Origin of the sequence: Aliiroseovarius sp. xm-d-517 (genome assembly GCF_013283135.1) — a bacterium.
Taxonomy (GTDB): domain Bacteria; phylum Pseudomonadota; class Alphaproteobacteria; order Rhodobacterales; family Rhodobacteraceae; genus Aliiroseovarius; species Aliiroseovarius crassostreae.
Window position 1 is genome coordinate 1559805 of record NZ_WBXT01000001.1, and the last position, 22931, is coordinate 1582735.

At 61.1% G+C, this 22931-nt stretch carries 24 protein-coding genes and 1 other RNA gene; 8 read left to right on the top strand and 17 right to left on the bottom strand.

What is annotated here, in order from left to right; translation table 11 throughout:
* Positions 1-105 precede the first annotated feature (105 nt).
* Together XMD517_RS07460 and mgtE are read right to left on the bottom strand one after the other, a co-directional pair.
* Positions 106-666, bottom strand: a complete 561-nt coding sequence (locus tag XMD517_RS07460) for a 5-formyltetrahydrofolate cyclo-ligase (protein ID WP_173485747.1) — start codon at positions 664-666, stop codon at positions 106-108.
* A 24-nt stretch (positions 667-690) separates the two neighbouring features.
* Positions 691-2079, bottom strand: a complete 1389-nt coding sequence (mgtE, locus tag XMD517_RS07465; protein ID WP_055188154.1) for a magnesium transporter — start codon at positions 2077-2079, stop codon at positions 691-693.
* A gap of 135 nt (positions 2080-2214) precedes the next feature.
* Here mgtE and guaD point away from each other — a divergent pair, with 135 nt between their 5' ends.
* Positions 2215-3498 (top strand): guanine deaminase, encoded by a 1284-nt coding sequence (gene guaD, locus XMD517_RS07470; protein WP_173485748.1) that lies wholly within the window; start codon positions 2215-2217, stop codon positions 3496-3498.
* A 272-nt stretch (positions 3499-3770) separates the two neighbouring features.
* On the opposite strand, the gene XMD517_RS07475 is transcribed toward guaD, so the two are convergent.
* The 3 genes from XMD517_RS07475 to XMD517_RS07485 all read right to left on the bottom strand — a co-directional run bounded on the left by XMD517_RS07475 (position 3771) and on the right by XMD517_RS07485 (position 6606).
* The gene (locus XMD517_RS07475; protein WP_173485749.1) at positions 3771-5114 is read right to left on the bottom strand and encodes an 8-oxoguanine deaminase; all 1344 of its coding nucleotides are present in this window, start codon (positions 5112-5114) and stop codon (positions 3771-3773) included.
* Between the two features lie 247 nt (positions 5115-5361).
* Positions 5362-6159: a histidinol-phosphatase gene (gene hisN / locus XMD517_RS07480; protein WP_173485750.1), complete on the bottom strand. Its 798-nt coding sequence runs from the start codon at positions 6157-6159 to the stop codon at positions 5362-5364.
* Positions 6160-6237: 78 nt separating this feature from the next.
* Positions 6238-6606 (bottom strand): helix-turn-helix domain-containing protein, encoded by a 369-nt coding sequence (locus XMD517_RS07485; protein ID WP_055188149.1) that lies wholly within the window; start codon positions 6604-6606, stop codon positions 6238-6240.
* Between the two features lie 332 nt (positions 6607-6938).
* Here XMD517_RS07485 and XMD517_RS07490 point away from each other — a divergent pair, with 332 nt between their 5' ends.
* Positions 6939-7910, top strand: a complete 972-nt coding sequence (locus XMD517_RS07490) for an NADPH:quinone oxidoreductase family protein (protein ID WP_173485751.1) — start codon at positions 6939-6941, stop codon at positions 7908-7910.
* 84 nt (positions 7911-7994) lie between these two features.
* Here XMD517_RS07490 and XMD517_RS07495 read toward each other — a convergent pair whose 3' ends face one another.
* Positions 7995-8837 carry a DUF1963 domain-containing protein gene (locus tag XMD517_RS07495; RefSeq protein ID WP_173485752.1) on the bottom strand — a complete coding sequence of 281 codons (843 nt, stop codon included), beginning with the start codon at positions 8835-8837 and terminating at the stop codon, positions 7995-7997.
* Between the two features lie 253 nt (positions 8838-9090).
* Positions 9091-9945 (bottom strand): LysR family transcriptional regulator, encoded by an 855-nt coding sequence (locus XMD517_RS07500; protein WP_173485753.1) that lies wholly within the window; start codon positions 9943-9945, stop codon positions 9091-9093.
* Between the two features lie 125 nt (positions 9946-10070).
* On the opposite strand from XMD517_RS07500, the gene XMD517_RS07505 reads away from it, so the two are divergent.
* The 3 genes from XMD517_RS07505 to XMD517_RS07515 all read left to right on the top strand — a co-directional run bounded on the left by XMD517_RS07505 (position 10071) and on the right by XMD517_RS07515 (position 12129).
* The gene (locus tag XMD517_RS07505; protein ID WP_254449675.1) at positions 10071-10295 is read left to right on the top strand and encodes a DUF1127 domain-containing protein; all 225 of its coding nucleotides are present in this window, start codon (positions 10071-10073) and stop codon (positions 10293-10295) included.
* Positions 10296-10560: 265 nt separating this feature from the next.
* Positions 10561-11295, top strand: a complete 735-nt coding sequence (locus tag XMD517_RS07510; protein WP_173485754.1) for a Bax inhibitor-1/YccA family protein — start codon at positions 10561-10563, stop codon at positions 11293-11295.
* Positions 11296-11409: 114 nt separating this feature from the next.
* On the top strand, positions 11410-12129 hold the full coding sequence (locus tag XMD517_RS07515; RefSeq protein ID WP_173485755.1) for an SGNH/GDSL hydrolase family protein: 720 nt from the start codon (positions 11410-11412) through the stop codon (positions 12127-12129).
* A gap of 102 nt (positions 12130-12231) precedes the next feature.
* On the opposite strand, the gene XMD517_RS07520 is transcribed toward XMD517_RS07515, so the two are convergent.
* The 7 genes from XMD517_RS07520 to gatC all read right to left on the bottom strand — a co-directional run bounded on the left by XMD517_RS07520 (position 12232) and on the right by gatC (position 16814).
* Positions 12232-12480: a hypothetical protein gene (locus tag XMD517_RS07520; RefSeq protein ID WP_173487789.1), complete on the bottom strand. Its 249-nt coding sequence runs from the start codon at positions 12478-12480 to the stop codon at positions 12232-12234.
* Between the two features lie 89 nt (positions 12481-12569).
* A complete protein-coding gene (gene rpmG / locus XMD517_RS07525; protein ID WP_012179442.1) occupies positions 12570-12737 on the bottom strand; it encodes a 50S ribosomal protein L33 in 168 nt (55 codons plus the stop codon).
* 300 nt (positions 12738-13037) lie between these two features.
* An RNA gene (rnpB, locus tag XMD517_RS07530) (RNase P RNA component class A) lies at positions 13038-13428 on the bottom strand.
* 120 nt (positions 13429-13548) lie between these two features.
* Complete coding sequence (locus XMD517_RS07535; protein WP_173485757.1) at positions 13549-14223, bottom strand: N-acetylmuramoyl-L-alanine amidase; 675 nt, start codon at positions 14221-14223, stop codon at positions 13549-13551.
* A gap of 10 nt (positions 14224-14233) precedes the next feature.
* Positions 14234-14995, bottom strand: a complete 762-nt coding sequence (locus XMD517_RS07540; protein ID WP_173485758.1) for a hypothetical protein — start codon at positions 14993-14995, stop codon at positions 14234-14236.
* A gap of 44 nt (positions 14996-15039) precedes the next feature.
* Complete coding sequence (gene gatA, locus XMD517_RS07545) at positions 15040-16527, bottom strand: Asp-tRNA(Asn)/Glu-tRNA(Gln) amidotransferase subunit GatA (protein ID WP_173485759.1); 1488 nt, start codon at positions 16525-16527, stop codon at positions 15040-15042.
* Positions 16527-16814: an Asp-tRNA(Asn)/Glu-tRNA(Gln) amidotransferase subunit GatC gene (gene gatC / locus XMD517_RS07550; protein ID WP_055188129.1), complete on the bottom strand. Its 288-nt coding sequence runs from the start codon at positions 16812-16814 to the stop codon at positions 16527-16529. Before gatC ends, gatA begins: the two co-directional genes overlap by 1 nt.
* Before the next feature lie 188 nt (positions 16815-17002).
* Between gatC and XMD517_RS07555 the strand changes: the two genes are divergently transcribed.
* Both XMD517_RS07555 and XMD517_RS07560 read left to right on the top strand, forming a co-directional pair.
* Complete coding sequence (locus XMD517_RS07555) at positions 17003-17695, top strand: metal-dependent hydrolase (RefSeq protein ID WP_173485760.1); 693 nt, start codon at positions 17003-17005, stop codon at positions 17693-17695.
* Positions 17692-18036 (top strand): hypothetical protein, encoded by a 345-nt coding sequence (locus XMD517_RS07560; RefSeq protein ID WP_173485761.1) that lies wholly within the window; start codon positions 17692-17694, stop codon positions 18034-18036. The genes XMD517_RS07555 and XMD517_RS07560 overlap by 4 nt, the downstream gene beginning before the upstream one ends.
* A gap of 295 nt (positions 18037-18331) precedes the next feature.
* Here the strand turns inward: XMD517_RS07560 and XMD517_RS07565 are convergent, their stop codons facing one another.
* Both XMD517_RS07565 and XMD517_RS07570 read right to left on the bottom strand, forming a co-directional pair.
* Positions 18332-19249, bottom strand: a complete 918-nt coding sequence (locus XMD517_RS07565; RefSeq protein ID WP_173485762.1) for an AEC family transporter — start codon at positions 19247-19249, stop codon at positions 18332-18334.
* Position 19250: 1 nt separating this feature from the next.
* Positions 19251-19706: a nucleoside deaminase gene (locus tag XMD517_RS07570; protein ID WP_173485763.1), complete on the bottom strand. Its 456-nt coding sequence runs from the start codon at positions 19704-19706 to the stop codon at positions 19251-19253.
* 110 nt (positions 19707-19816) lie between these two features.
* Here XMD517_RS07570 and XMD517_RS07575 point away from each other — a divergent pair, with 110 nt between their 5' ends.
* Positions 19817-20830 (top strand): pseudouridine synthase, encoded by a 1014-nt coding sequence (locus tag XMD517_RS07575; protein WP_173485764.1) that lies wholly within the window; start codon positions 19817-19819, stop codon positions 20828-20830.
* Between the two features lie 160 nt (positions 20831-20990).
* Here XMD517_RS07575 and xseA read toward each other — a convergent pair whose 3' ends face one another.
* Entirely contained in the window at positions 20991-22613 is a 1623-nt protein-coding gene (gene xseA / locus XMD517_RS07580; RefSeq protein ID WP_173487790.1) for an exodeoxyribonuclease VII large subunit, read from the bottom strand.
* Positions 22614-22931: the final 318 nt, after the last annotated feature.

Here is a 22931-nt window from a genome sequence, read left to right on the forward strand (position 1 = left end):
GCGAGCTTGTCTCGCGAGGGGGGCAGCGCCCCTGGCAGGCTCACAACGTGAGCCACCGGTCGCGCGGCGGAGCGACGCACAGGCGCCCTTGCCCTGCCTCTCAGTTCAAAAGCGGATCACGCCTTCATCGGTGACGATCATATCGAGCGGCTGGTCCGTCGGTTCGAGCGGCAGGTTTTCAGCCTCTTGTGCTGCATAGGCATAGCCGATCGCGAGCGTCGGGCGTTTGGCGCGCAGCCCTTCCAGGGTGCGGTCATAAAATCCGCCGCCATAGCCAAGGCGCCCACCGTTTCGATCAAAGGCCACAAGGGGGACAATCACCACTTCCGGCTCAAAGAACTCAAGCGTGGCGGGCACCTGTGCCCCGAAGGGGCCTTCGACCAGATCACTGTCCGGGCGCCACTTGGCAAATTTCAGAGGCTGGCCCGCAGCCTCGATATAGGGCACGCCAAGGGTGGACCAGGCCGCGAGGGCGGCCATGGCGGGCAGCGGGTTGATCTCGGTCCGGATCGGCATATAGCCGGAGATGGGTTTGCCTTTATGGGCGGTCAGCTCGCCAATCAGATGCGCCACCCCCAGGGCCGAGCGCGCCTCGCTATGGGCGGTTTTACGGCGGGCAAAGGCCGCTTTGCGGGCTGTGGCTTTCAATTCGGTCAAATCGGTCATGGCAGTCTCAGAATCAGGGTCGGGTTACAGAAGCACCACGGCTGCGAGGCCAAGGAAAGCGAAGAAGCCAACCACATCGGTGACGGTTGTCACGAACGCACCCGAGGCCAGCGCCGGGTCGATATCGAGCCGTTCCAGCGTCACCGGGATCATAACGCCCGCCAGCCCGGCCACCACAAGGTTCACGACCATCGCAACGCCGATGACGACACCAAGCATTGGTGTGCCAAACCAGAGCACCCCGACGACCCCCATCACGACCGCAAATATCACCCCGTTGACCAGCCCCACAATCGCCTCGCGCCGGATCACCCGCCAGACGTTGCTGGTGGTCAGGTCCTTGGTGGCCAGCGCACGCACCGCAACCGTCAACGATTGCGTCCCCGCATTGCCCCCCATCGAGGCCACAATCGGCATCAGGACGGCAAGCGCCACAAATTGCGCAATCACCTTGTCGAACTGGGCAATCACCAGCGATGCCAGGATCGAGGTCACCAGGTTCACCGCCAGCCAGGGAAAGCGCCGTTTGGTGGTGTCAATCACCCGGTCGGAAAGCGAGCTTTCTTCGCCCACACCGGCCAGACGCAGGATGTCTTCTTCGTGCTCTTCATCCAGGATTGCCATGGCGTCGTCGATGGTGATCACACCGACCAGACGGTCATCTTCATCCACGACAGGCGCGGAAATCAGGTGGTATTGGTTGAACGCATAGGCCACGTCCCCTTCGTCCTGCAGCACGGGAATGGTGCGGAAACTCTCTTCTGTGATCTCGGTCATCGCAGTGGCGCGCGGGCTGCCCATCAGGCGGCCAAGGGTCACGTAGCCGGTGGGGCGCATGCGCGGATCCACCAGAATCACGTGATAAAACTGTTCCGGCAGGTCATCCTGATTGCGCAGAAAATCAATGGTTTGCCCGACATTCCAATGTTCGGGCGCCACCACCAGCTCGCGCTGCATCAGACGACCAGCGGATTCCTCGGGATAGGAGAGAGACTGTTCCACCACCACCCGGTCGTCATCATCCAGCGCCTTGAGCGCGGCTTCGGTATGTGGCTCATCAAGGTCTTCGATCAGGTCGACGACATCATCGGTTTCCAGTTCGCGCACCGCCTCAGCAAAGACCTCGGGCGCCATGTAGGAGATAATGTCTTCGCGCAGCCCCTCATCCAATTCGGACAGAACCTCGCCATCAAATTCGCTGCCATACAGGCGCACGAAATCCTCACGGTCATCCGAGGAAAGCTGCTCCATGAGGTCGGCGATGTCAGCAGGGTGCAGGGGCGCCAGCGCCATGGCAAGCGCGGCCGCGTTGTCCGCCTGCAGCGCGTCCTTGACCGAACCAAACACGCCGCGATTGATCTCATAATCCCCGTCTTCGGGCTGCACATCATCTGTGATCTGATCGTCCAGCATCTGCGGCCCTCCTGCTTGCGCGTTCGGCCCGACCATAGGGCAAGGGGCCGGGCAAGTGAACCGGACAAAGACGTTGCGATGTTAAATTTCCATGCGTAGGCTGGCGGGTGCAAATTGTTAACAATAGGCGCCGCCATGCAACTTCTTCTGGGGCAGACCCTGACTTTTACCGAGAACCCGTTCACCACCCGCCCGGACGAGGCCACGCGCCATCACGCCCGGGGCGGCGTGGTTATTGATGCAGGGAGGATCATCGCCGTGGGTCCGGCGGATGACATGCCCGCACACTATCCGCAGGCCCAGGTGACAGACTATGGCAACGCCTTGATTTCCCCGGGGTTTATCGACGCCCATGCGCATTACCCGCAAACCGCCATTATCGCCTCATGGGGCAAGCGCCTGATTGACTGGCTGAACAGCTATACCTTTCCCGAAGAAAGCCGTTTTGCCGACCGGATCCATGCGCAGGGCATTGCCGAAAGCTATTTTGACCTTGTCACCGCCGCCGGCACCACCACGACGGTCAGCTATTGCACCATCCATCCCGAAAGCGTGGACGCCTATTTCACCGCCGCTCAACACCGCGGGTTGCGGGTGTTTGGCGGCAAGACCTGCATGGACCGCAACGCCCCCGACACGCTGACCGACACCGCCCAATCCGCCTATGAGGACAGCAAGGCGTTGCTGGAGAAATGGCACGGGGTGGATCGCCTCTCCTACGTGATCACACCGCGTTTCGCCCCCACCTCAACGCCCGAACAGCTCGACGCGCTTGGCACATTGTGGCGCGAACATCCCGACCTGCTGATGCAGACCCATATCTCGGAACAGCACGAGGAAATCGCCTGGGTACAGGATCTGTTTCCCGACAGCCGCGACTATCTGGATGTGTACGAAAAATTCGGACTGGCGCGCGAAGGGGCGCTGTTTGGCCATGCCATCCACCTGACCGAACGCGAACGCGACCGGCTGCACGAGATGAAGGCCAGCCTCATTCATTGCCCCACATCAAACATGTTCATCGGGTCCGGCCTGTTCGACATGGCGGGCCTGATGGCCACCGGACAGCGGATCGGGCTGGCCACCGACACCGGCGGCGGATCAAGCTTTTCGATGCTGCGCACCATGGCGGCGGCCTATGAAGTCGGTCAACTGTCAGGCACGGCCCTGCACCCGGCGCAACTTTGGTGGCTGGCAACCGCGGGTTCAGCCCAGTCGCTACTGATGGGGGATGTGATTGGCACCCTGGCACCGGGGTACGAGGCGGACCTCGCGGTGATCGACCTGTCCTCAACCCCCGCCATTGCCCAGCGGGCGGCCCGCGCCGAGGATCTGTGGCAAGCCCTGTTTCCCACCATCATGATGGGGGATGACCGGGCCGTCACCTCGGTCTGGGCCGGGGGGCGCAAACTATACTGACGGTGGAAACCGCGCTTTCAGGGGCGCTGCCCCTCGCCTCTTCGAGGCTCACCCCGAGGTATTTCAGGCAAGAAAAAAGGGCGCGCGCCTGCCCTAGAGCGTGTCGATGTTACGCCCAAACAGCGTGATGTGGAAACGCCGCACCCCCTGTAAGGATAGTGGGCGTTTCCAGTTGTTTCTGTGATCCAGCAACATCTGGAAGCGCTTTATTTTCTGGTCAGAAATATCCTGGGGGAGAGCCGCAGGCTCGGGGGCAAAGCCCCCTGTCTTGCTCACCCCATCAGCGCGCGGGCCAGACGGTTTTGCGCCACAATCAGCCGGGGCAGGTCAATTGTGCAAAGCTGGCCATCCCGCACCACCTGCCGCCCTTCGACAAAAAGGTCACGCACGTTTCGCGGGCCGGCCAGCAGCAGGGCGGCGGGATCCCAACTGCCGGCGCTTTCCAGGGTGGTGAGGTCCCAGATTGCGATATCTGCCCGTTTGCCGATGGCGATCTGGCCGCAATCATGCCGCCCCAGCACCTCGGCGCCACCGCGGGTGGCAAGGCGCAGCACCTCCCGCGCGGACATCTGGTCGGCCCCGCGCACCGCGCGCTGCATCAGCATCGCCTGGCGCGCCTCATCCAGCAGGTTGCCCCGGTCATTGGAGGCCGATCCATCCACGCCGAGGCCAAGTTTCGCCCCCGCATCCAGCATCTGGCGCACCGGGGCGATGCCTGACCCAAGCCTGCAATTGGAACAGGGGCAATGGGCGATCCCGGTTCGGGTCCGGGCAAAGAGGTCAATCTCCTGCCCGTCCAGTTTCACGCAATGGGCGTGCCACACATCCTCTCCCACCCAGCCGAGCTCTTCTGCATATTGGCCCGGGCGGCAGCCGAACCGGGCCTTGGAATAGGCGATATCTTCGTCATTTTCCGCCAGGTGGGTATGCATCATGACCTGCTTGTCACGGGCCAGCACGGCCGCGTCCCGCATCAGTTCCCGGCTGACCGAAAAGGGCGAGCACGGCGCCACGCCAACCCGGATCATCGCACCGTCGGACGGGTCATGGAACCGGTCGATCACGCGGATACAGTCCTTCAGGATCACGTCTTCTGGTTCCACCAGCTGATCTGGGGGCAGCCCCCCGTCACTTTCACCGATCGACATTGCGCCACGGGTGGGGTGGAACCGCAGCCCCACCTCCTGCGCTGCTTCAATTGTATCGTCCAGCCGGGACCCATTGGGATAGAGGTAGAGGTGATCGGAAGAGAGCGAACAGCCCGAGAGGGCCAGCTCCGCCAGCCCGGCCATGGCGCTGATCCGCATCTCCTCGGGACCGAATCGCGCCCAGATCGGGTAAAGTGTTTGCAGCCACCCGAACAGTAACGCATCCTGCCCGCCCGGAACCGCCCGGGTCAGGGTTTGGTAGAGGTGGTGATGTGTGTTCACGAGGCCGGGCGTCGCGAGGGCGTTCTCTGCCAGAACCACCTCTCCGCCGTGGTCCAGATCCTTGCCGATGTCGGTGATCACCCCCTGGCATATGCGGATATCGACCCCGGACAGCTCCCGCCCGCAGGGGCCGTTCCCATTATCCATGGTCAGGACAAGATGTGCGTTTTTGATGAGATAGTCCATGTTGCCTCCTTTTGACCCGTTTCGGTGAGACAACATGGCAGACCGCCAGAAAGGGCAAAGGACACGATCCACCAAGGGATCATGCCCGGACAACACCCACTGATCAAGGGAACAGACCCGGAGAGGACCCGGGCGGGAATGGGAGGGAGGTTCCCATTGGTGGATGGGCCGGGTGCCCGGCAGGCGGGGCCGCCCCAGACAGGTGGCGGCGTGGGCACGAAAACCCGGTGATCAGGCTTTGATCGGGTCAGCTCCGGGCGAGGATCGCAAGCGCGGCGGCGTGGATGTCGGCATTGGCGGCGGCAATGACCTGCCCCCCCTGATGGGCCGGACCGCCCTGCCAGTTGCTGACGACGCCCCCGGCCGCCTCGACCACCGCCAATGGCGCCTGGATGTCATAGGCCTGCAGCCCGGCCTCGACCACAAGATCCACCTGTCCGGCGGCCACCAGCGCGTAGCCATAGCAATCCATACCGTATCGGGTCAGACGACATTGGCGGGCAAGGCTGTGAAACGCGGCCTCTTCGGCCTTGTCGCCCACTTCCGGAAAGGTGGTGAGGATGGTGGCCTCATTCAGAGGGCGGGCCGCGCGGGTGTGCAGGGGGCGGCGCCCCATGGGGCCATCCACCCAAGCGGTGTTCCCACAGCCAAAAAACCGTTCTTTGATATAGGGTTGGTCGATCACACCCAGTTTCGGACCGCTGTCATCGCCCACGGCGATCAGCACACCCCAGGTGGGTGTGCCGGACAGGAAACCACGTGTGCCGTCAATGGGATCCAGCACCCAGGTCAATCCGCTGGTGCCGGTCTCGAGGCCAAATTCCTCGCCCAGAATGGCATCCTGCGGACGCCGCTCTGCCAGCAATGCGCGCATTGCCTGCTCGGCCGCCCGGTCACCTTCTGTTACCGGGTCAAAGCCTTCCTCCAACTTGTTGTCAGCGTTCAGCCCATCCGTCCGAAAATAGGGCAGGATAGCGTCACGTGCCGCATCGGCCAGCGCCTCGGCGACACATGTCAGTTCTTGTTGCGTCTTGTCGGTCAGCATCAGGTCCGGCCTTCTGGCGATTGTCTTTGACAGTCGCGTAACGTGGCGGGACAGTCCGCGTCAAGTTCCGAGCAAGGATCAGGCAGCGTCAGACAGGACGCGGGCCAGTTCGAACAGGCGGCGGCGCTGGTTTTCCGGGATGGAGTAATAGCTGCGCACCAGTTCCAGCGCTTCTTTATCCGCAAGGATATCGCTGGGCAGGTTCTGTTCGCCTTCACTTGCTGCAGTGCCTTCCAGACCTTCGAAATAGAAGCTGATCGGCACCGAAAGCGCATTGGAAATATCCCAAAGGCGCGATGCAGAAACACGGTTCATACCTGTTTCATATTTCTGGATCTGTTGAAACTTGATACCAACTTTTTCGGCCAGTTGTTGCTGTGTCATTCCGACCATCCAGCGGCGGTGCCGAATACGCTTACCAACATGTACATCCACAGGATGTTTCATCAGCGTGCTCCTCGTTACTTTGATTGTGTATTGATCAAAAACCACACCGGGGGACACAACCACAACCTGTCTTTTTGGGTAGACAACACAACTCACGGCGCTGTTACCGAAAGGGATATGCGTCAATCGCCTTTAAAAACAGGGAAAATATGCTGATAGTTTCCATTATTGGAATGCAACCTATACATGTTTTGCAAAATGCAAAGATTTATTTATTTTTTCGTCCCACGCAGACCTGCACAAAGGAACAATCCCGCATTCCCGCAACAATCCGCCGTTCCCCCCTTGCCGCCGATCCGTTAGGTTGCGCCAAACAGGATAAGAGGACTCCCATGCGCGCCGTTCAGATCACCGACCATTCCGGCCACCCCCAGCTGATCGAAGCCCAGCCCCTCTCTGCGCCGGCAGACGGGCAGGTTCAGGTCGAAATCCGCGCCTGCGGGCTGAATTTTGCGGATCTGCTGATGTCGCATGGCAAATATCAGGAAAAACCTGACCTGCCCACCATTCTGGGAATGGAGCCTGCCGGGGTCATCACCAAGGTGGGGCCGGGCGTGACCGACCTGAAAACCGGCGACCGGGTGGCTGTTTTTTCCGGCCATGGCGGCCTGGCCGAGGTGGGAAATTTTGACGCAGGGCGCTGCGCCCCCCTGTCGGAAGGGATGAGTTTCACCGACGCCGCGGCGTTTCAAATTGCATATGGCACCAGCCACCTCGCGCTGGACTACAAGGCCCGGTTGCAACCGGGAGAGACCCTGCTGGTGCTGGGGGCCGCCGGGGGCGTTGGCCTGACCGCGGTTGAAATTGGCAAGCTGATGGGCGCCACCGTGATTGCCTGTGCGCGCGGGGCCGATAAGCTTGAGATCTGCAAACAGGCCGGGGCTGACCATGTGATCGACAGCGACAGCGAAGACATCCGCGAGGTGGTGAAGTCACTGGGCGGGGCAGATGTGGTGTACGACGCGGTGGGCGGCACGCAGGGCGAAGCCGCCTTTCGCGCGATGAACCCGGACGGGCGGTTCCTGTTCATCGGCTTTGCCTCGGGCGACATCCCCAACCTGAAACCCAACCACATGCTGGTGAAAAACATCACCGCGATTGGGCTTTACTGGGGGGGGTACCTGAAATTTGCGCCTGAAGTGGTGGTGGACAGCCTGAAGCAGCTCTTTCAGTGGCACGCGGAGGGCAAGCTGACACCCCATGTGGGCCAGACCTTCCCGCTGGATCAGGCGCTCGACGCGCTGGAACTTTTGCGGGCGCGCAAATCAACCGGCAAGGTTGTGGTGACGATGGGGGATGCGTGAGGCGGGTTTGTGTCCAGATTGATTGATGCCACATCGCACACCAATGGCGGCTCTCTCTAGAAGTTTCTGGACTGAAACATGAAATCAGTCGGTGTCAGCGATCAACATAGTATCGTCAAATTTCATTGCGAGAAGGTCTGCCTTTGAGATCAGAACTGCGAAATTCATATCTGGCAAATCCAGTAGTGGAAGCTCACCAAAGTTCATAAGACACGTGTCGTATTTCCGGTATTCCTCAAAAAACCGGCGTTGATCCAATTGCAGCGGACAAGCGTAGCCACCCAGATAAAACGCTGTCGATAATTGCTCATCCCAAACCTCAGTTCTAAGAATTTCATCCAATTCCACAAGTGCATTTTCAGCCTCGGGCAATTGCTCGAAGCGTTCGTAAACCTCTGCACCTTGCCAATGCGACATCGGTGGTAGCTGGTCTTTGTTTTCGCGGAAAGTGATTGCCAGGGGTCTGTCCAATATCTCCGGCTGGTAGATGGGGTAATCCGACTGCGGCAACTGATACTGTGTTTCGACCAACCCTTTGGTTTCGCCATGGAATACCAACTTGAAGCCAGAGCCGTTTCGAAGAGGATAGTCTCCGTCTGTCCGATACTCGCGGAAAAAAGATATGCCCCTTTCATTGATGTCGTTCGCCAAAAATAGTTGCAACAAACCCTTCTTTGGAAAGTGCGGAAGTGCGTGTTCTTCGTTGAAATTGATCTGGGCCACGAAAATCATTGGCGCGCCTGAAGAGTCGGTTGGGATAGGCTCGCCGGCGGGCCACGCAATAGGCCCACCCAACCGACTGGCATCAAAGGAAGGCGAGCGCTGGACTGGTTCGAGAAACTGAAGTTTTCTCGACAATGCCTCTAATTGATCGGTTGCAGCAGCAAACTCCTGAGCGTACCTCTTCTTTAAAGCGTCCTTGTCCATCTCGTCTCCTGCATATTTCTGCAACCGCGCTGTGCCTGTGGGGTGTGATTGCAAGAGCAAGCTAGTTCAAGCAGATGCGTGTGTGAACAAGTTGCTTTTGGATTTTGCCAACTCCAGATATTCAGGCTCCGACTCTGTGCGACAGCATCGTCCCGCAAAACGGGCTTTGCACCCGCGCCAAGCAGCCAGAGGTTTGATCTGTTGGCGTGGGCACTTGATACGCCCCGGAACGCGGTGCTCCGAGGCCGCCCCCTTACAAATCCAAAAACGCGGTGCGAATCAGCGCCAGGAGGTCCGTTGACGCCTGATCCTTGGTGCTTTCGGCGGTATACATGTTCACATTGGTGGTCTTGAGTTCCGGCAACGCGCCGCCGTGGTCGATCACCTCCAGTTGGGCCGAGGTTGTGCCCTCGATCACCGCGTGAACCGCGAGGTCGGCAGACAGGGACGCCTCGATCGTGCGGGTCGAATCGCTCTCGACGGCCATTTCCCAGGCGATCCCCACATCATCCAGCGCCTTCTGCGCGCTGGTGCGAAAGATGCAGCCATGCTGAAACGCCAACCGCAGCGGGCGCATTTTCCACGCCCCCCCACCGGGCGCCCCCACCCAGACCAGCGGCAGCGTGATCAGGGTCTCACCGCCGCCATCCACCGTATCTTCGGTGGTCAGGATGATGTCGCATTCACCGCGCGCGAACATGGCTTTCAACCGGCTGGTGTAAGAGGAAATCAGCTGCACCTTCATGCGCGGATATTCCGCATGAAAGGCTTTCAGCACCTTGGGAATGGCCGGGTAAACCACGTCTGACGGCACCCCCAGAACAATCTCGCCCTCATAGGCGTGGTCGGTGAGGCGCAAAAACACCTCGTCATTCAGGTTGAGCATCCTACGGGCATAGCCCAAAAGCTGTTCGCCATCCGCGGTCAGCGCCACCCCACGCCCGGATCGATCCAGCAACCCGCGCCCCAGGCTTTCCTCAAGCCGCTTCAACTGCATCGACACGGCGGATTGTGTCAGGTTCAAAAGCCCGGCCGCCCGCGTCACCCCGCCTGCATCCGCCACGGTGGCGAAGCTGCGCAATGCGGTCATGTCCAAATTTCTCGGCACATCACTCTCCTTGATATCTCACACCACAAACATTCGTTTTTATTATCGAACAGAATAAGTCATAACAATCACGAAATGTGATGCTAGCGGGTCGAATGATCCGTTTCAAGAAAGGAGTAGAAAAGATGACCGCTTTTGTTCAAACCCACACCTGCCCTTCAACCTCCGACCGTAAAGGGTTCTTTTCGGCTCTGCGCTGGATGACCCACGCCCTGCAGATCCGCCGTGAACGCCAGCTGCTGTCGGAAATGAGCGCAAACCGGCTGGAAGATATCGGTGTAACCCGCGATCAGGCGCTGAATGAGGCGCAAAAGCCGATCTGGGACGTTCCCGCACATTGGGTGTGCTAAAGCGTTTCGACCTTCACCTGACGCAGGGAAAAGTCGAAACGCGGTAAGTGCCATCAATGTTGTGGGCGCTTCAGAACAACCATGTGTTCCAGGTTACTCTCGAAACGCTTGAAACCTGTGACATGTTGCAGGGGCGGATGGGTCCCTGAAATTAACACAGTAAAGACCAACCAATCCCCTTGAAAACCCAGCCGCCCTTGCCGATATTAAAGCCAAGGGCGGTTTTCATTTGGGGACCGCCAACACGTGTTTTGTGGAGGCAAATATGGCTGAATTTGAAACGATCCGCACGGGCGTAGGCTCGCGTGCCGAGATCGACGCGGGGCTGCGCGCCCATATGAACAAGGTGTATGGCACCATGTCGGTAGGTCTGTTGCTGACCGCCGGTGTGGCGTGGGCTGTCGGGTCAAACGACGCTCTGCTGTCGATTTTCCGCGATCCAATGACCCTGTCGCCGAACATCCTGGGCTGGATCGTGATGTTCGCACCGCTGATCATGGTCTTTGCTTTTGGTGCGGCCATCAACCGCCTGTCAGCGGCCGGGGCCCAGACCTTCTTCTACCTGTTTTCGGCCGTGATGGGCCTGTCGATGGCATGGATCTTTGCCGCCTTCACCGGCATCTCTATCGCCCAGACCTTCCTGGTTACCGCGATCGCGTTCGCGGGTCTGAGCCTGTATGGCTACACCACCAAGCGTGACCTTGGACCGATGGGCACGTTCCTGATGATGGGTCTGATCGGCATCATCATCGCCTCGATTGTGAATATCTTCATCGGCTCGCCAATGATCCATTTCGCCGTGTCGGTGATCGGTGTTCTGATCTTTGCAGGCCTCACCGCCTATGACACCCAGAAGATCAAGACCGACTATCTGGCCCACGCCCATGCGATGGACAGCGAGTGGCTGGCGAAATCCGCCATCATGGGCGCGCTGAGCCTCTATCTCGACTTCATCAACCTGTTCATGTTCCTGCTGCAATTCCTTGGCAATCGCGAGTGATATTGCAGCGGTCCGAACGGGCCGGATGACAGAATGAAGAAAGGGGCCGGTCACCGAGATCGGCCCCTTTTTTTCGCCCCTATGCGCGGCCCAGACCAGTCACGACATGCGGCAATGAGGTATAGACGCGTGCACAGTTTCATCGAAAACACCGCCAAACTCCTGCTCAGCCCGCTGCTGACCTGGCAGGCGCTGAAAGTGCGCAAATCCGCCCGGGTGCTACCTGAACCGCCCGGCCATCGATCCGGCGTGTTCGGTCAGGGACCGGCCCTGAACCTGCTTCTGACCGGCGATTCCTCTGCAGCAGGTGTGGGCGCCCCAACCCAGCATCAGGCCCTGTCCGGGCAATTGGCCCAGGCGCTTGGCGCGTCCTACACCGTGCATTGGCACCTGATCGCCAGAACCGGGAACACCACCCGCAGCACCCTGCCGCTGTTGAAATCGCAGACACCCGAATATGTGGATGTGGCGCTGGTGGTGCTGGGGGTCAACGACATTACAACCCAGACCCCGCTGAGAAACCTGCTCAGGTGTCGCGCCGAACTATACCGCCACCTGCGCGAGGATTGGGGGGCGAAACGGGTGATTGTCGCAGGCATCCCCCCTCTGGGGGCCTTCCCCCTCCTGCCGCAACCGCTGCGGTGGTTTCTTGGGCTTCAGGCACGGAGATTTGATCGGGCACTGGCGCAGCAAGCGGCAGAACTCAGGGTCGATTACATGCCGTTTGATGTGCCGATGACGCCGGAAATGTGGGCCGAAGACGGGTTTCACCCCGGTCCCAACACCTATCAATTGATGGGGGAACGCGTGGCCGCGCAGATCATGCATCAGTGACGAGGGGCCATTTCACCCGGATTCGCCCAGATGGCACAGGCCCCCTTCAGACCCTTTTCATGATGTTTTGGCCTTTTCCGGGGTGAGCTAAAGCCGACACGGTCAGCGCCCAAGCCCGCGCGCAATCCCCCAGAACAGAAAAGCCCAGAACGCCACCGTCAGCAGGAACGCAAACGCCAATGCCCCCCGCCCCATCTCGATCATGGGAACGCCGGTCAGAAACCCTATGAACAAAGCAGGCGCCAGAAGAAACGCGCCAAGCACCGGCACGGATTGCACCCCGGCCAGCCCCCCGAAAATCCAGAGCACCGCCCCAAATACTGCACCGGCAAACGCCCAGATGCCTGCCATGAACCACCTCCGCCTTCCCAAACGGAAAGGGATCACCAAAACAAAAAAGCCGCCCCGGGGGACGGCCTCTTGCGTAGAAAGGGAAGATCTTACTTGATCTTGCCTTCCTTGTATTCCACGTGCTTGCGAGCAACGGGGTCATACTTACGCACAACCATTTTCTCGGTCATGGTGCGTGCGTTTTTCTTGGTCACGTAAAAGTGGCCGGTATCCGCAGTCGAGTTCAGGCGGATCTTGATCGTGGTCGGCTTCGCCATATCAATAGCTCCTCATCGGGCACGGGCGGGTGCCCGGGTGTATCTCTGGAACCCGCCTTTTAGCGGCCCCAGCGGGTGAGTCAACCGCAAAGCCCGGCAAAAGCGGTGAAAACACTTCTCCCTCCCATTTTCTGGTCAAAAATATCCCGGGGAAGGCTGAAAGCCGGGGGCAGAGCCCCCTTGCGCGGCGCGCAGCGGCGCAAATCCTCACAGGCTCACATCGTGAGCCAGGCCCAAGCCTGTCGACCGAAGGGAGAAAAGGCGCGGGAGATCACGTGGTCCAAAAAGAATCGGGCAAATATACGCGGACGGCCTGTAAGCCGGATTTTGTCCGGGTGTTTCCACCCTGGATGACCATTCCTCTAGGCGACCTGTTGCCAGGGCGCTCAAGCTGCCAACCCGAATCTGCGAAGGGCCAAGGCAGCCCCGGGGTTGCCCCCTAGCGATTCCTATTTGGCATTGCTCCCGGTGGGGCTTGCCGTGCCGCTTCTGTTGCCAGTCGCGCGGTGGGCTCTTACCCCACCGTTTCACCCTGACCCCGACATGCAGGGCCGTCTTTTCTCTGTGGCGCTGTCCCTGGGGTTGCCCCCGCCGGGCGTTACCCGGCACCGTTGCCTTATGGAGTCCGGACTTTCCTCGCGTCACGCCTGGGCACGCCCTGACAGTCACCCGCGGTCATCCGGCCATCCGCGTGGGGGATGGGATAGGAACAGCGGGCGGGAGCGTCAAGCATAAAGAGGATAAGGGGCGCTGCCCCTCGCCTCTTTGAGGCTCACCCCGAGGTATTTGGAGCAAGAAAAAAGGAAAAGGTTCAAACCGGAAGCGCGGCGAAATCTTCCGCGGAGAGCGGCCCGTTTGCCCAGGGCCGGTGGCGCAGGCGCACGGCAGCCAGAAGCGTGGCGTCATCTATATTGGCCGGATATCCCGCGCGGTGGGCGCAGGCGCGAAACCTGTCAGGGGTGATGTCCTGCGCCGCGGGTGAGGCCCCGGACCGGGCAGCCAGCCCCCGATGGGCAAGGCGCGCCCAGTCAAAGCGCCGCCCCGGATCCATCTTGCGCCCCGGTGCCATGTCGCTATGGCCGATCACCGCCTGGGGGGAAATGTCCCAACGTGCCATGATCCCGCGCAGGAGCGCCTCCAGCGCACTCATCTGCGGCTCGGAAAAGGGCGAGGCACCGTCATTGTCAAGTTCGATGCCAATCGAGCGGGAGTTGATATCCTGCACCCCGGCCCATTCCCCTGTCCCGGCATGCCAGGCGCGCATCTCTTCGGCGACCATCTGATAGATCTGCCCTTTGCGGCAGATCAGATAGTGGGCGGAGACTTCATATTCTGGCGAACACAGCCGATCCAGCGCGGATTTTGCGCTGTCCATGGCCGTGTAGTGCAGCACGATCAGCGACGGGTGCAGCCCATCGCGTCTTGGGCCAAAATTGGGGGAAGGATGCGGAATGATCCGGAGTGCGGGCCCGTCGCGACCAGACATCTGGCCGCGCTCACTCAGTCGAAATGTTCAGCGTCTCACCCGGCACAAGTGTGGGCAGGGCCGGAGCCCCCGAAGGCTCCCCGGTGATCCCGGCTGCGGCCAGATCCGCGGCGCTGACCGCAGTCTGGGGGGCAGGTGCGGTGCCTTGAGCTGCGCGCACTTTGCGGAACGGTGCCGGATCCCAGCCACAGGCAAAGCCATCTCCATCCGGGTCGATACCATAGCGATCCTTTTCGGGACCGCCGGAGTTCAGGAACGCCTGCTGGGCGGCATCGGTGGACCCATAGCTTGCGCAATTGCGCTCATAGCGGCTCTGCCCACCGAGGCTGAACCGTTTATAGAGTGACTGCCCCACCTGGTTTTTGGTCGACAGCGCAAACTCGACAATGGAGACCCCCAGGCCGCGCGGGCGTGATGGCAGGGCGGTCGGTTCGATCTGCTGATATTGTGCCTGATTGGCCGCACGGCGCGCCGCGTCGCTTTCGATGGTTTCCCGGGACGAAACGGCCTGGAAGTCCTGTTCATCCGAAATCCCGACATTGCCGGTTGCGGCTGAGGTGGGCGCATCGGGCGCAGCAGCCGGGGCCGGCGCTGATGCGTCCAGCGGCTGGCTCGACACTGCGCTGCCTTCGATCATTGCCGAAAGCGGCGCCCCTCCGTCAAACGGGCTTTTCGGCAGATGAGCCGCGCTGTCGGGCATACGCGTATCAACACAGGCGGTCAGCACCACCATGGAAACCGCGACCGAAACTGGTTTCGTGAAAATACGCATCTTGGCCGTCCTTTGCTTAGCTCATCCGTAAAACCCGTGGTGGTTTACCACCATTTCCCCGGCTTTGCCACAAAACCGGCGCGGGCTTCGACCTCATGGGCGATATTCAGCAGATCGCCCTCTTCCCACGGACGACCGATCAGCTGCAGGCCAAGCGGCAGGCCCTGAGCGTCCAGCCCGGCAGGGATCGAGATGCCCGGCAGCCCGGCCAGGTTCACGGTCACGGTGAAGACATCGTTGAGATACATCTTGACCGGATCCGCGTCCTTCATCTCACCCAGACCAAAGGCCGCAGAGGGCGTGGCCGGGGTCAGGATGGCGTCGACACCAGCGGCGAACACATCATCGAAGTCTTTCTTGATCAGCGCACGCACCCGGCGGGCGCGGTTGTAATAGGCGTCATAGAAACCAGCCGACAGCACATAGGTGCCAACCATCACACGGCGCTGCACCTCGGGGCCGAACCCTTCGGCGCGGGTCTTTTCATACATGTCATTGATGCCTTCGCCGCTTTCCAGCGTGGCGCGGTGACCGTATTTCACCCCATCATAGCGCGCGAGGTTTGACGAGGCTTCAGCCGGCGCAATCACGTAATAGGCGGGCAGCGCATATTTGGTGTGCGGCAGCGAGATATCGACGATCTCGGCCCCTGCGTCACGCAGCATGTCGGCACCTTTGGCCCAGAGCGCCTCGATCTCGTCAGGCATCCCGTCCATGCGGTATTCTTTCGGGATACCGATTTTCTTGCCCTTGATGTCGCCGGTCAGCATCGCTTCGAAATTCGGCACGGGCAGATCGGCGCTGGTCGAATCTTTCGCGTCATGACCACACATGGCTTCCAGCATGATCGCGGCGTCGCGCACCGATTTGGTCATCGGGCCAGCCTGATCGAGCGACGATGCAAAGGCCACCACACCCCAGCGCGAGCAGCGGCCATAGGTGGGCTTGATGCCGGTGATGCCGGTGAAGGCGGCGGGCTGGCGGATCGACCCGCCAGTGTCGGTGCCGGTGGCCGCCAGACAGAGATCCGCAGCCACGGCAGAGGCCGACCCACCGGAGGAGCCCCCCGGCGTGAGCGGCGTATCTTCGTTGCCGCGACGCCACGGGTTCACCGCGTTGCCGTAACACGACGTTTCATTGGAGGAGCCCATGGCGAACTCGTCCATATTGAGCTTGCCCAGCATCACGGTGCCATTGTCCAGAAGGTTCTGGCTGACGGTCGATTCGTATTCCGGCGTGAACCCTTTGAGGATGTTTGACGCCGCCTGCGACGGCACGCCTTTGGTGCAGAAAAGGTCCTTGATCCCCAACGGGATACCGCACATGTCCGGCGCGTCCCCGGCCTGCAGGCGTGCATCCGCAGCCTTGGCCTGCGCGCGTGCCAGGTCCGGTGTGTTATGCACAAAAGCGCCCAGCGCATCCGCGCCTTCGATTGCGGTCAGGCAGGCTTCGGTCAGCTCCACCGAGGTCAGATCGCCCTTGCGCAGGGCATCCCGGGCGTCGGCAATGGTCAGTTTGTTCAGCTCAGTCATTATTCAACCACCTTCGGCACGGCAAAGAAGCCTTCACGGGCATCTGGGGCATTGGACAGGATTTTTTCGGGCATATCGCCATCGGTCACCACATCTTCGCGGCGTTTCAGGCGCTGCGGCGTGACCGAGGTCATCGGTTCAACCCCGTCCACGTCCACTTCGTTCAGCTGTTCGATAAAGCCCAAGATGGCGTTGAAGTTTTCTGCCAGCTCCGGCAGGCGGTCTTCTTCCACCCGGATCCGGGCCAGATGCGCAACCTTGCGCGCGGTTTCGATGTCGATCGACATGGGGTGCCCCCGATGATTTCGCATGTAATGTTGTCGCCCCGTTTAGCCCGTGCAGCCCCAAGGGGCAAGCGCCAGTGAAAGACGGGGGGCGGGCGGGGGTGCGGCAGGTTAAACAGGTGACAGGGCGAGATCAGGCGCTACTCTATGGGCAACGGCCCGAACCGGGCCCTTATGGGAGGACGCGACCGATGAAAATCACCTGGCTGGGACATTCCGGATTTCGGATAGAAATTGAAAAAGCCGTGCTGCTGGTGGATCCATGGCTAACCGGCAACCCGATGTTTCCCGAGGACCGTCGCGCCGAGGCCCTTGCGGGCGCCACCCATGTGCTTTTGACCCATGGGCACGGGGACCACACCGGGGACACGCTGGATATCTGCCGCGAGCTGGGCATTCCCTGCGTGGGCATCTATGACCTGATGAACTGGTGGGAAGGCAAGCACGAGATGTCCGTGGTTGGGTTCAACAAGGGCGGCACGGTGGATCTGGGCGGCGCGAAGGTAACCATGGTGAACGCGGCGCACAGCTCGTCCATGGCAGGGGCCAACGGACCGATTTATACCGGGGCGGAAGCAGGCTATATGATCCAGGGCGAAGGCCGCGTGATCTATCTGTCCGGCGACACGGATATCATGGCGGATATGGAATGGATGGGGGAGCTGCACAGGCCCGATATCGGCATCCTCTGCGCCGGGGGGCATTTTACCATGGACATGACCCGCGCCGCCTATGCCGCCAGACGGTATTTCAACTTCCAAACCGTGATCCCGTGCCACTACCGCACCTTTCCCCTGCTGGAACAATCCGCAGACGCCCTGCGTGATGGCCTGCCCGGGGTTGATGTGATCGAACCCGAGGTTCTGGTGCCCATCACGCTATGATCTTCCGGCTTCTGAGAAAACTGGGCTGGAACAGATCGCCGCCAGACACTTCGGCGCCATATGAAGGGTATTTCCAGCTATGGATCACCGACCCCGGGCCGGATCTTACCCCTGTTGCCCGGGTGGTGGCCGAAAACTGGGACAGCGAGCTGGATCAGGACTTCCTCGGGATATTTGCGCAGTTTCCGTGGCATTATCAGAGCCTTGAGGCGGGGAGCGACACCTATAGCATCCTGCACATCCTTGCGGCAGAGGTGGAAGACGCGGGCGGACGCACGGAAATCATCGCAGCCCCCGACGCGGACACACCCTATCCGACAAAGGCTGGAGCAGGCAGGTAAGGCATTGCGTCTGGTGTCAAACTGAAGCGTTTGGCGCAGGGTTCACATCATGCAGGGGGCACGTCAGGGACGCATATCATAAATTACTGCATAAATTGCTGTGTTCTCACCCACCAAACCTCTCGGAAAGGGGCTTTGCCCCTCGCGGCTTTGCCGCTCACCCCAGGATATTTGGGCCAAGGGGAAAAGTGGATAGGGTCTTTTTCTTGCGCAAAATACCTCGGGGTGAGACCGAAGGTCGAGGGGCAGAGCCCCTGAGCATTGGGCGCGGCAATCACCACGGGCAAGACCCACTTCAGGGCAGAAGCCAGATCGCCATTCCCGGAAGCACCAGCATCGACAGCAGCGTCTGCCAGGTCATCACATCCGCATACAGATCGGCGTCCCCTCCCATCTGGCGGGCGACGACATAGCCGTTGGTGGCACAGGACACCCCAAAGACAAAGATCCCCGCCAAGGTCTGTTCTGCGGTCAGGCTGAACAGGGGGGCCAGCAACAACAGCAGCCCCACGGTCAGGCCGGGGCGCAGCAGCACCCCGATAATGATGCGCAATTGGGGTACAAGCAGGCGCCGGAAGGAAATCCCCGCCCCGATGGCCAGAATACCAACCCCCAGCCCGGCCCGGCCAATCAGCTCAAGCGTATCGTCAATCGGTTTCGGGATCGCTATGCCACCAAGGTTCAACGCAAGCCCCAGCGCGCCCCCCTGCACCAGTGGGTTTTTCACAATCCCAAGTGCAATCTTTTTCACCGAGGCCTTGCCCGGACCGAACCCGGCGAGGATCGCCACATTCACCACGTTCAACGGGGCCACCAGCACCGCCATGGCCAAGGCGATTAGGCCCACCCCTTCCGCTCCGAGAAACAACTCAGCCGCCGCCAGCCCGACAAAGCCGTTCCAGCGGGTGGTTGTCTGAAACAACGTGGTGAAGGCAGGGTTGGGCAGCAGGGTCTGCGGCAACAGGCGCAACCCCAACACCCCCGCCCCCGCGAGACTGACCACGCTGATCAGCAACAGCGCAAAAGGGCCCATGCTGGCGGCCGAGAAATCCACGTTTGAAATGATCAGCAACAGGATCACCGGGATCAGCAGGCGAAAGGAAAGCGTCTCAATTGCGGGCCAGTGTTCGCGCGGGATCATCCCAAACCGAACCAGCGCATAACCGGTCAGGAGCGTGAGCAGAATGGGCAAAATTGCCAGAGCCAGATCCATCTCAATCCCGCATCTTTTGGAAAAAGGCCGTCAGCAGTGCGGCACATTCTGCTTCGGCAATCCCGTCATAGACCTCTGGCACATGATGGCACTGCGGGTGCAAAAAGATCCGCGGACCCTGCGCCACCCCCCCGGATTTCGGATCCGCCGCACCGTAATAGACACGCCTGATCCGGGCGGCGGAAATCACCGCAGCACACATCGGGCAAGGCTCCAGCGTGACAAAAAGGTCGTGTCCAGGCAGGCGTTCGGATCCCACCGTGGCGCAGGCAGAGCGGATGGCCAGCATCTCGGCATGGGCGGAAGGGTCGTTGAGTTCACGGGTCCGATTGCCAGCCCGCGCAATCACGTCACCCGTTGGGGCAACAATAACGGCCCCAACAGGCACCTCACCGCGCAGTTCTGCGGCGCGCGCCTCTTCAAGGGCGGTGTGCATATGGGATGTGAACGGGCTCATAGGGCCTTGATGCCCGTCATTTGCCCCATTGCCAAGCCCCCACGCCCTTCCAACGGCACCTGCCGTCATTTCCATCTGGCCCTTTGTGGCCGCGCAGGCTATGGCAAGGTATGAGCAAAGAGCCGCAAAATACCCCCGCCACCCCCAAATCGGGGGATCGTATCGCCAAAGTCCTGGCCCGTGCCGGCGTGGCCAGCCGCCGTGAAGCGGAGCGCATGATCGAAGCCGGTCGGGTCAGCGTGAACGGCAAGGTCATCACCAGCCCCGCCCTGAACGTCACCGGCAAGGATCGCATCATTGTCGATGGCAAGGCACTGGCAGACCCTGAACCCGCGCGCCTCTGGCTGTATCACAAACCCACCGGCCTCGTCACAACCGCACGGGATGAAAAGGGCCGCGAAACCGTCTTCGACGCCCTGCCCGAGGACATGCCCCGGGTCATGAGCGTGGGACGCCTCGACCTCAATTCCGAAGGGTTGCTGCTCCTGACAAATGACGGTGAGATCAAGCGCAAGCTGGAACTGCCGTCAACCGGCTGGGTGCGCAAATACCGCGTGCGCGTCAAAGGGGAACCCACCGACGACATGATCGCGCCGCTTCGAAAAGGCATCACCCTTGATGGGGAGCGCTTTCAGCCCATGACCGTCTCGATCGACCGGCAACAAGGCTCAAATGCATGGCTGACCGTGGCCCTGCGCGAAGGCAAGAACCGCGAAATTCGCCGAGCCATGGAAGCGGTCGGACTGACCGTGAACCGGCTCCTGCGTGTCAGCTATGGCCCCTTTCAACTGGGCACGCTGAAACAAGGCGAGGTCGAAGAAGTGCGCCGCCGCGTCCTGCGCGATCAGCTGGGCCTGGACGGAGAAAGCGAAACACGCACCCCGGTGCGCCGCCGCAAAGGCAAAGCCGCAGCCCTGACCCAAAAGACCGACCGTGCAAAAGAACGCGCCGATGCCCGCAGCGGGCAATCCGCGACCAAACCTGCCTTCAAAGGCAAAGGCAGCGCAAAAGCCGGAGCCAGACCGGGGACCCGCCCCAAAGGCGCCCCCAGCGGCAGACCATCCGGAAAGCCTTCCGCGAAATCCACAGCAAAACCCTCGGCACCGCGTGGCTCAAAACGCTGATCCCATCGCCCTTAGCTTAAAGGGGCTCTGCCCCTCGCCTCTTTGAGGCTCACCCCGAGGTATTTTCAGCAAGAAAAAAGGGGTTCCACCCCGCTTTTCCTCTTGCCCCAAATATCCCGGGGGAGGCGAAGCCGGGGGCAGCGCCCCCTCCCCTTTCGCGTTAAAACAGTGAGCCCTGTTCCGGGTCCACCTTACGCGGCTTGGCCGGGGCGCTCGTTTTTTGAGACACGGGTTTGGGCGTGGATTTGGATGGGAGTTTGGACGGCGGCTTGGCTGGTGGTTGGTCCGAGGGGGCGGCATCGAGAGGGAAGCGCCCGTCGGCAAACTCGATCTCCAAAGACTTTCCCGACCGAGCAGCAGCGACACTTGTTACCAGCGCGCCCTCGGCGCGGACCACGGCATAGCCGCGCCGGAGTGTTTCGGTATAGCCGAGTGTCTGGCGCATCCGGTCCAACGTCCCCAGCCGGTCCCGCTGGCGCGAGATGCTCATCACGAAAGCACGGGTCAGGCGGGTGGACAGTTCACTCAGCTCCCCCTGCTTACGGGTGGTTTCCAGTTGAATGCGCCCTGCGCTCAAGCGACCGGCAACGCGTTGAAAATCGCGGCGTTTCTCAGCATTGGCCCGTGACAGGGCGGGGGTCAGGCGGGCGCCAATCTTGCGCAGGTCCTCCCCCTTGGTGGCAACCATCCCCGACAGGGATTGCGGGCGCAGCCCCGCCGCCACCTGGGTCAGTTGCACCTTGCGGTGTTGTGTGACGGATCGGAGCGCCGCGGGCAGGTCCTTCTCTGCCCGGTCCAACCGTTGACGCGGCGCGTCCAACAGCGTCTCGGGGCGCGGCAGCGCGCGGGACAGATCGCGCAGGCGCTGGCAGCGTTGCGTCACCCCCTGTCCGATGGCGCGGGACAGGCGGGCCCCCGCCTCTTCGACCCAGGCCAAAAGCTCCAGCCGCACCGGCACCGCATGTTCAGCCGCAGCCGTGGGTGTAGGCGCACGCAGGTCGGACACGTAGTCGATCAGTGTTGTATCCGTTTCATGCCCCACAGCTGAGATCAGCGGGATCTGTGAGGCACTTGCCGCCCGGGCCACCTCTTCTTCATTGAACCCCCAGAGGTCCTCGATCGAGCCACCGCCACGCGCGACGATCAGCAGATCGGGGCGGGGCAATGCGCCGCCCGGTGTCAACCGGTTGAACCCTTCGATCGCGCGGGTCACTTCGGGGGCACAGGCCGCGCCCTGCACGGCCACCGGCCAGATCAGCACCTTGCGGGGAAACCGGTCGCGCAGCCGGTGCAGGATGTCCCGGATGACAGCCCCGGACGGTGAAGTCACCACCCCGATCACTTCGGGCAGGAACGGGATTTTCTGTTTGCGCGCCTCATCAAACAACCCTTCGGCGGCCAGTTTCTTTTTGCGCTTTTCCAGCATGGCCATCAGCGCGCCTTCGCCCGCCACGACCACCTCGTCCACATTCATGTTGTATTTGGACTGGGCACCAAAGGCGGTGAGTTTGCCAGTGACAATCACCTCCATCCCTTCCTCTGGCTGTACGGACAGCCGTGCGGCCTGCCCTTTCCAGGTGGTGCAGGACAGGACATTGCCGTCATCCTTGATGTCGTAATAAAGGTGCCCGGAGCGGGCTTTGAACACACGGCCCACCTCTCCTCGCACGCGAACGCGCCCAAACGCCCCTTCGATGGTCTTTTTCACCGCGCCCGAGATTTCGGCGACGGTATATTCAGGCGTGTTCTGACCCGGCATGGGGTCGTCGATCAGGTCGGACATGAGGGGATCCCGAGTGCGCGTAACGATGTTGTCCCGACCTTAAAGCGTTTCGGGATAAACTTGAAACAGATGTTTCTTCCGACAGGCGCATGACAGCGATATCTCTTGCGGCGTTTCGGCGTTTCCCGGCCTCAGGCTGACGTCGAAGTGCTTTGGGGCCAGATGAGAGGAAAGGAAAGCGCCGCCCTGCCTGGGCGATCCCGGTCGCGCCCAGGACAGGAACAGGCACGGGCAGAGGCACAGACAGAGGCACTGGCAAAACTTTCCTCAGATGGTAGCGCCGCAACAGGCTTGTTTCCATGGACGCGGCCCGCTATG

Excerpts from the sequence above, each read along its gene's own strand:
- XMD517_RS07460 (WP_173485747.1), bottom strand. The coding sequence starts at position 666 with ATGACCGATTTGACCGAATTGAAAGCCACAGCCCGCAAAGCGGCCTTT.
- mgtE (WP_055188154.1), bottom strand. The coding sequence starts at position 2,079 with ATGCTGGACGATCAGATCACAGATGATGTGCAGCCCGAAGACGGGGAT.
- guaD (WP_173485748.1), top strand. The coding sequence starts at position 2,215 with ATGCAACTTCTTCTGGGGCAGACCCTGACTTTTACCGAGAACCCGTTC.
- XMD517_RS07475 (WP_173485749.1), bottom strand. The coding sequence starts at position 5,114 with ATGGACTATCTCATCAAAAACGCACATCTTGTCCTGACCATGGATAAT.
- hisN (WP_173485750.1), bottom strand. The coding sequence starts at position 6,159 with ATGCTGACCGACAAGACGCAACAAGAACTGACATGTGTCGCCGAGGCG.
- XMD517_RS07485 (WP_055188149.1), bottom strand. The coding sequence starts at position 6,606 with ATGAAACATCCTGTGGATGTACATGTTGGTAAGCGTATTCGGCACCGC.
- XMD517_RS07490 (WP_173485751.1), top strand. The coding sequence starts at position 6,939 with ATGCGCGCCGTTCAGATCACCGACCATTCCGGCCACCCCCAGCTGATC.
- XMD517_RS07495 (WP_173485752.1), bottom strand. The coding sequence starts at position 8,837 with ATGGACAAGGACGCTTTAAAGAAGAGGTACGCTCAGGAGTTTGCTGCT.
- XMD517_RS07505 (WP_254449675.1), top strand. The coding sequence starts at position 10,071 with ATGACCGCTTTTGTTCAAACCCACACCTGCCCTTCAACCTCCGACCGT.
- XMD517_RS07510 (WP_173485754.1), top strand. The coding sequence starts at position 10,561 with ATGGCTGAATTTGAAACGATCCGCACGGGCGTAGGCTCGCGTGCCGAG.
- XMD517_RS07515 (WP_173485755.1), top strand. The coding sequence starts at position 11,410 with ATGAGGTATAGACGCGTGCACAGTTTCATCGAAAACACCGCCAAACTC.
- XMD517_RS07520 (WP_173487789.1), bottom strand. The coding sequence starts at position 12,480 with ATGGCAGGCATCTGGGCGTTTGCCGGTGCAGTATTTGGGGCGGTGCTC.
- rpmG (WP_012179442.1), bottom strand. The coding sequence starts at position 12,737 with ATGGCGAAGCCGACCACGATCAAGATCCGCCTGAACTCGACTGCGGAT.
- XMD517_RS07535 (WP_173485757.1), bottom strand. The coding sequence starts at position 14,223 with ATGTCTGGTCGCGACGGGCCCGCACTCCGGATCATTCCGCATCCTTCC.
- XMD517_RS07540 (WP_173485758.1), bottom strand. The coding sequence starts at position 14,995 with ATGCGTATTTTCACGAAACCAGTTTCGGTCGCGGTTTCCATGGTGGTG.
- gatA (WP_173485759.1), bottom strand. The coding sequence starts at position 16,527 with ATGACTGAGCTGAACAAACTGACCATTGCCGACGCCCGGGATGCCCTG.
- gatC (WP_055188129.1), bottom strand. The coding sequence starts at position 16,814 with ATGTCGATCGACATCGAAACCGCGCGCAAGGTTGCGCATCTGGCCCGG.
- XMD517_RS07555 (WP_173485760.1), top strand. The coding sequence starts at position 17,003 with ATGAAAATCACCTGGCTGGGACATTCCGGATTTCGGATAGAAATTGAA.
- XMD517_RS07560 (WP_173485761.1), top strand. The coding sequence starts at position 17,692 with ATGATCTTCCGGCTTCTGAGAAAACTGGGCTGGAACAGATCGCCGCCA.
- XMD517_RS07565 (WP_173485762.1), bottom strand. The coding sequence starts at position 19,249 with ATGGATCTGGCTCTGGCAATTTTGCCCATTCTGCTCACGCTCCTGACC.
- XMD517_RS07570 (WP_173485763.1), bottom strand. The coding sequence starts at position 19,706 with ATGAGCCCGTTCACATCCCATATGCACACCGCCCTTGAAGAGGCGCGC.
- XMD517_RS07575 (WP_173485764.1), top strand. The coding sequence starts at position 19,817 with ATGAGCAAAGAGCCGCAAAATACCCCCGCCACCCCCAAATCGGGGGAT.
- xseA (WP_173487790.1), bottom strand. The coding sequence starts at position 22,613 with ATGTCCGACCTGATCGACGACCCCATGCCGGGTCAGAACACGCCTGAA.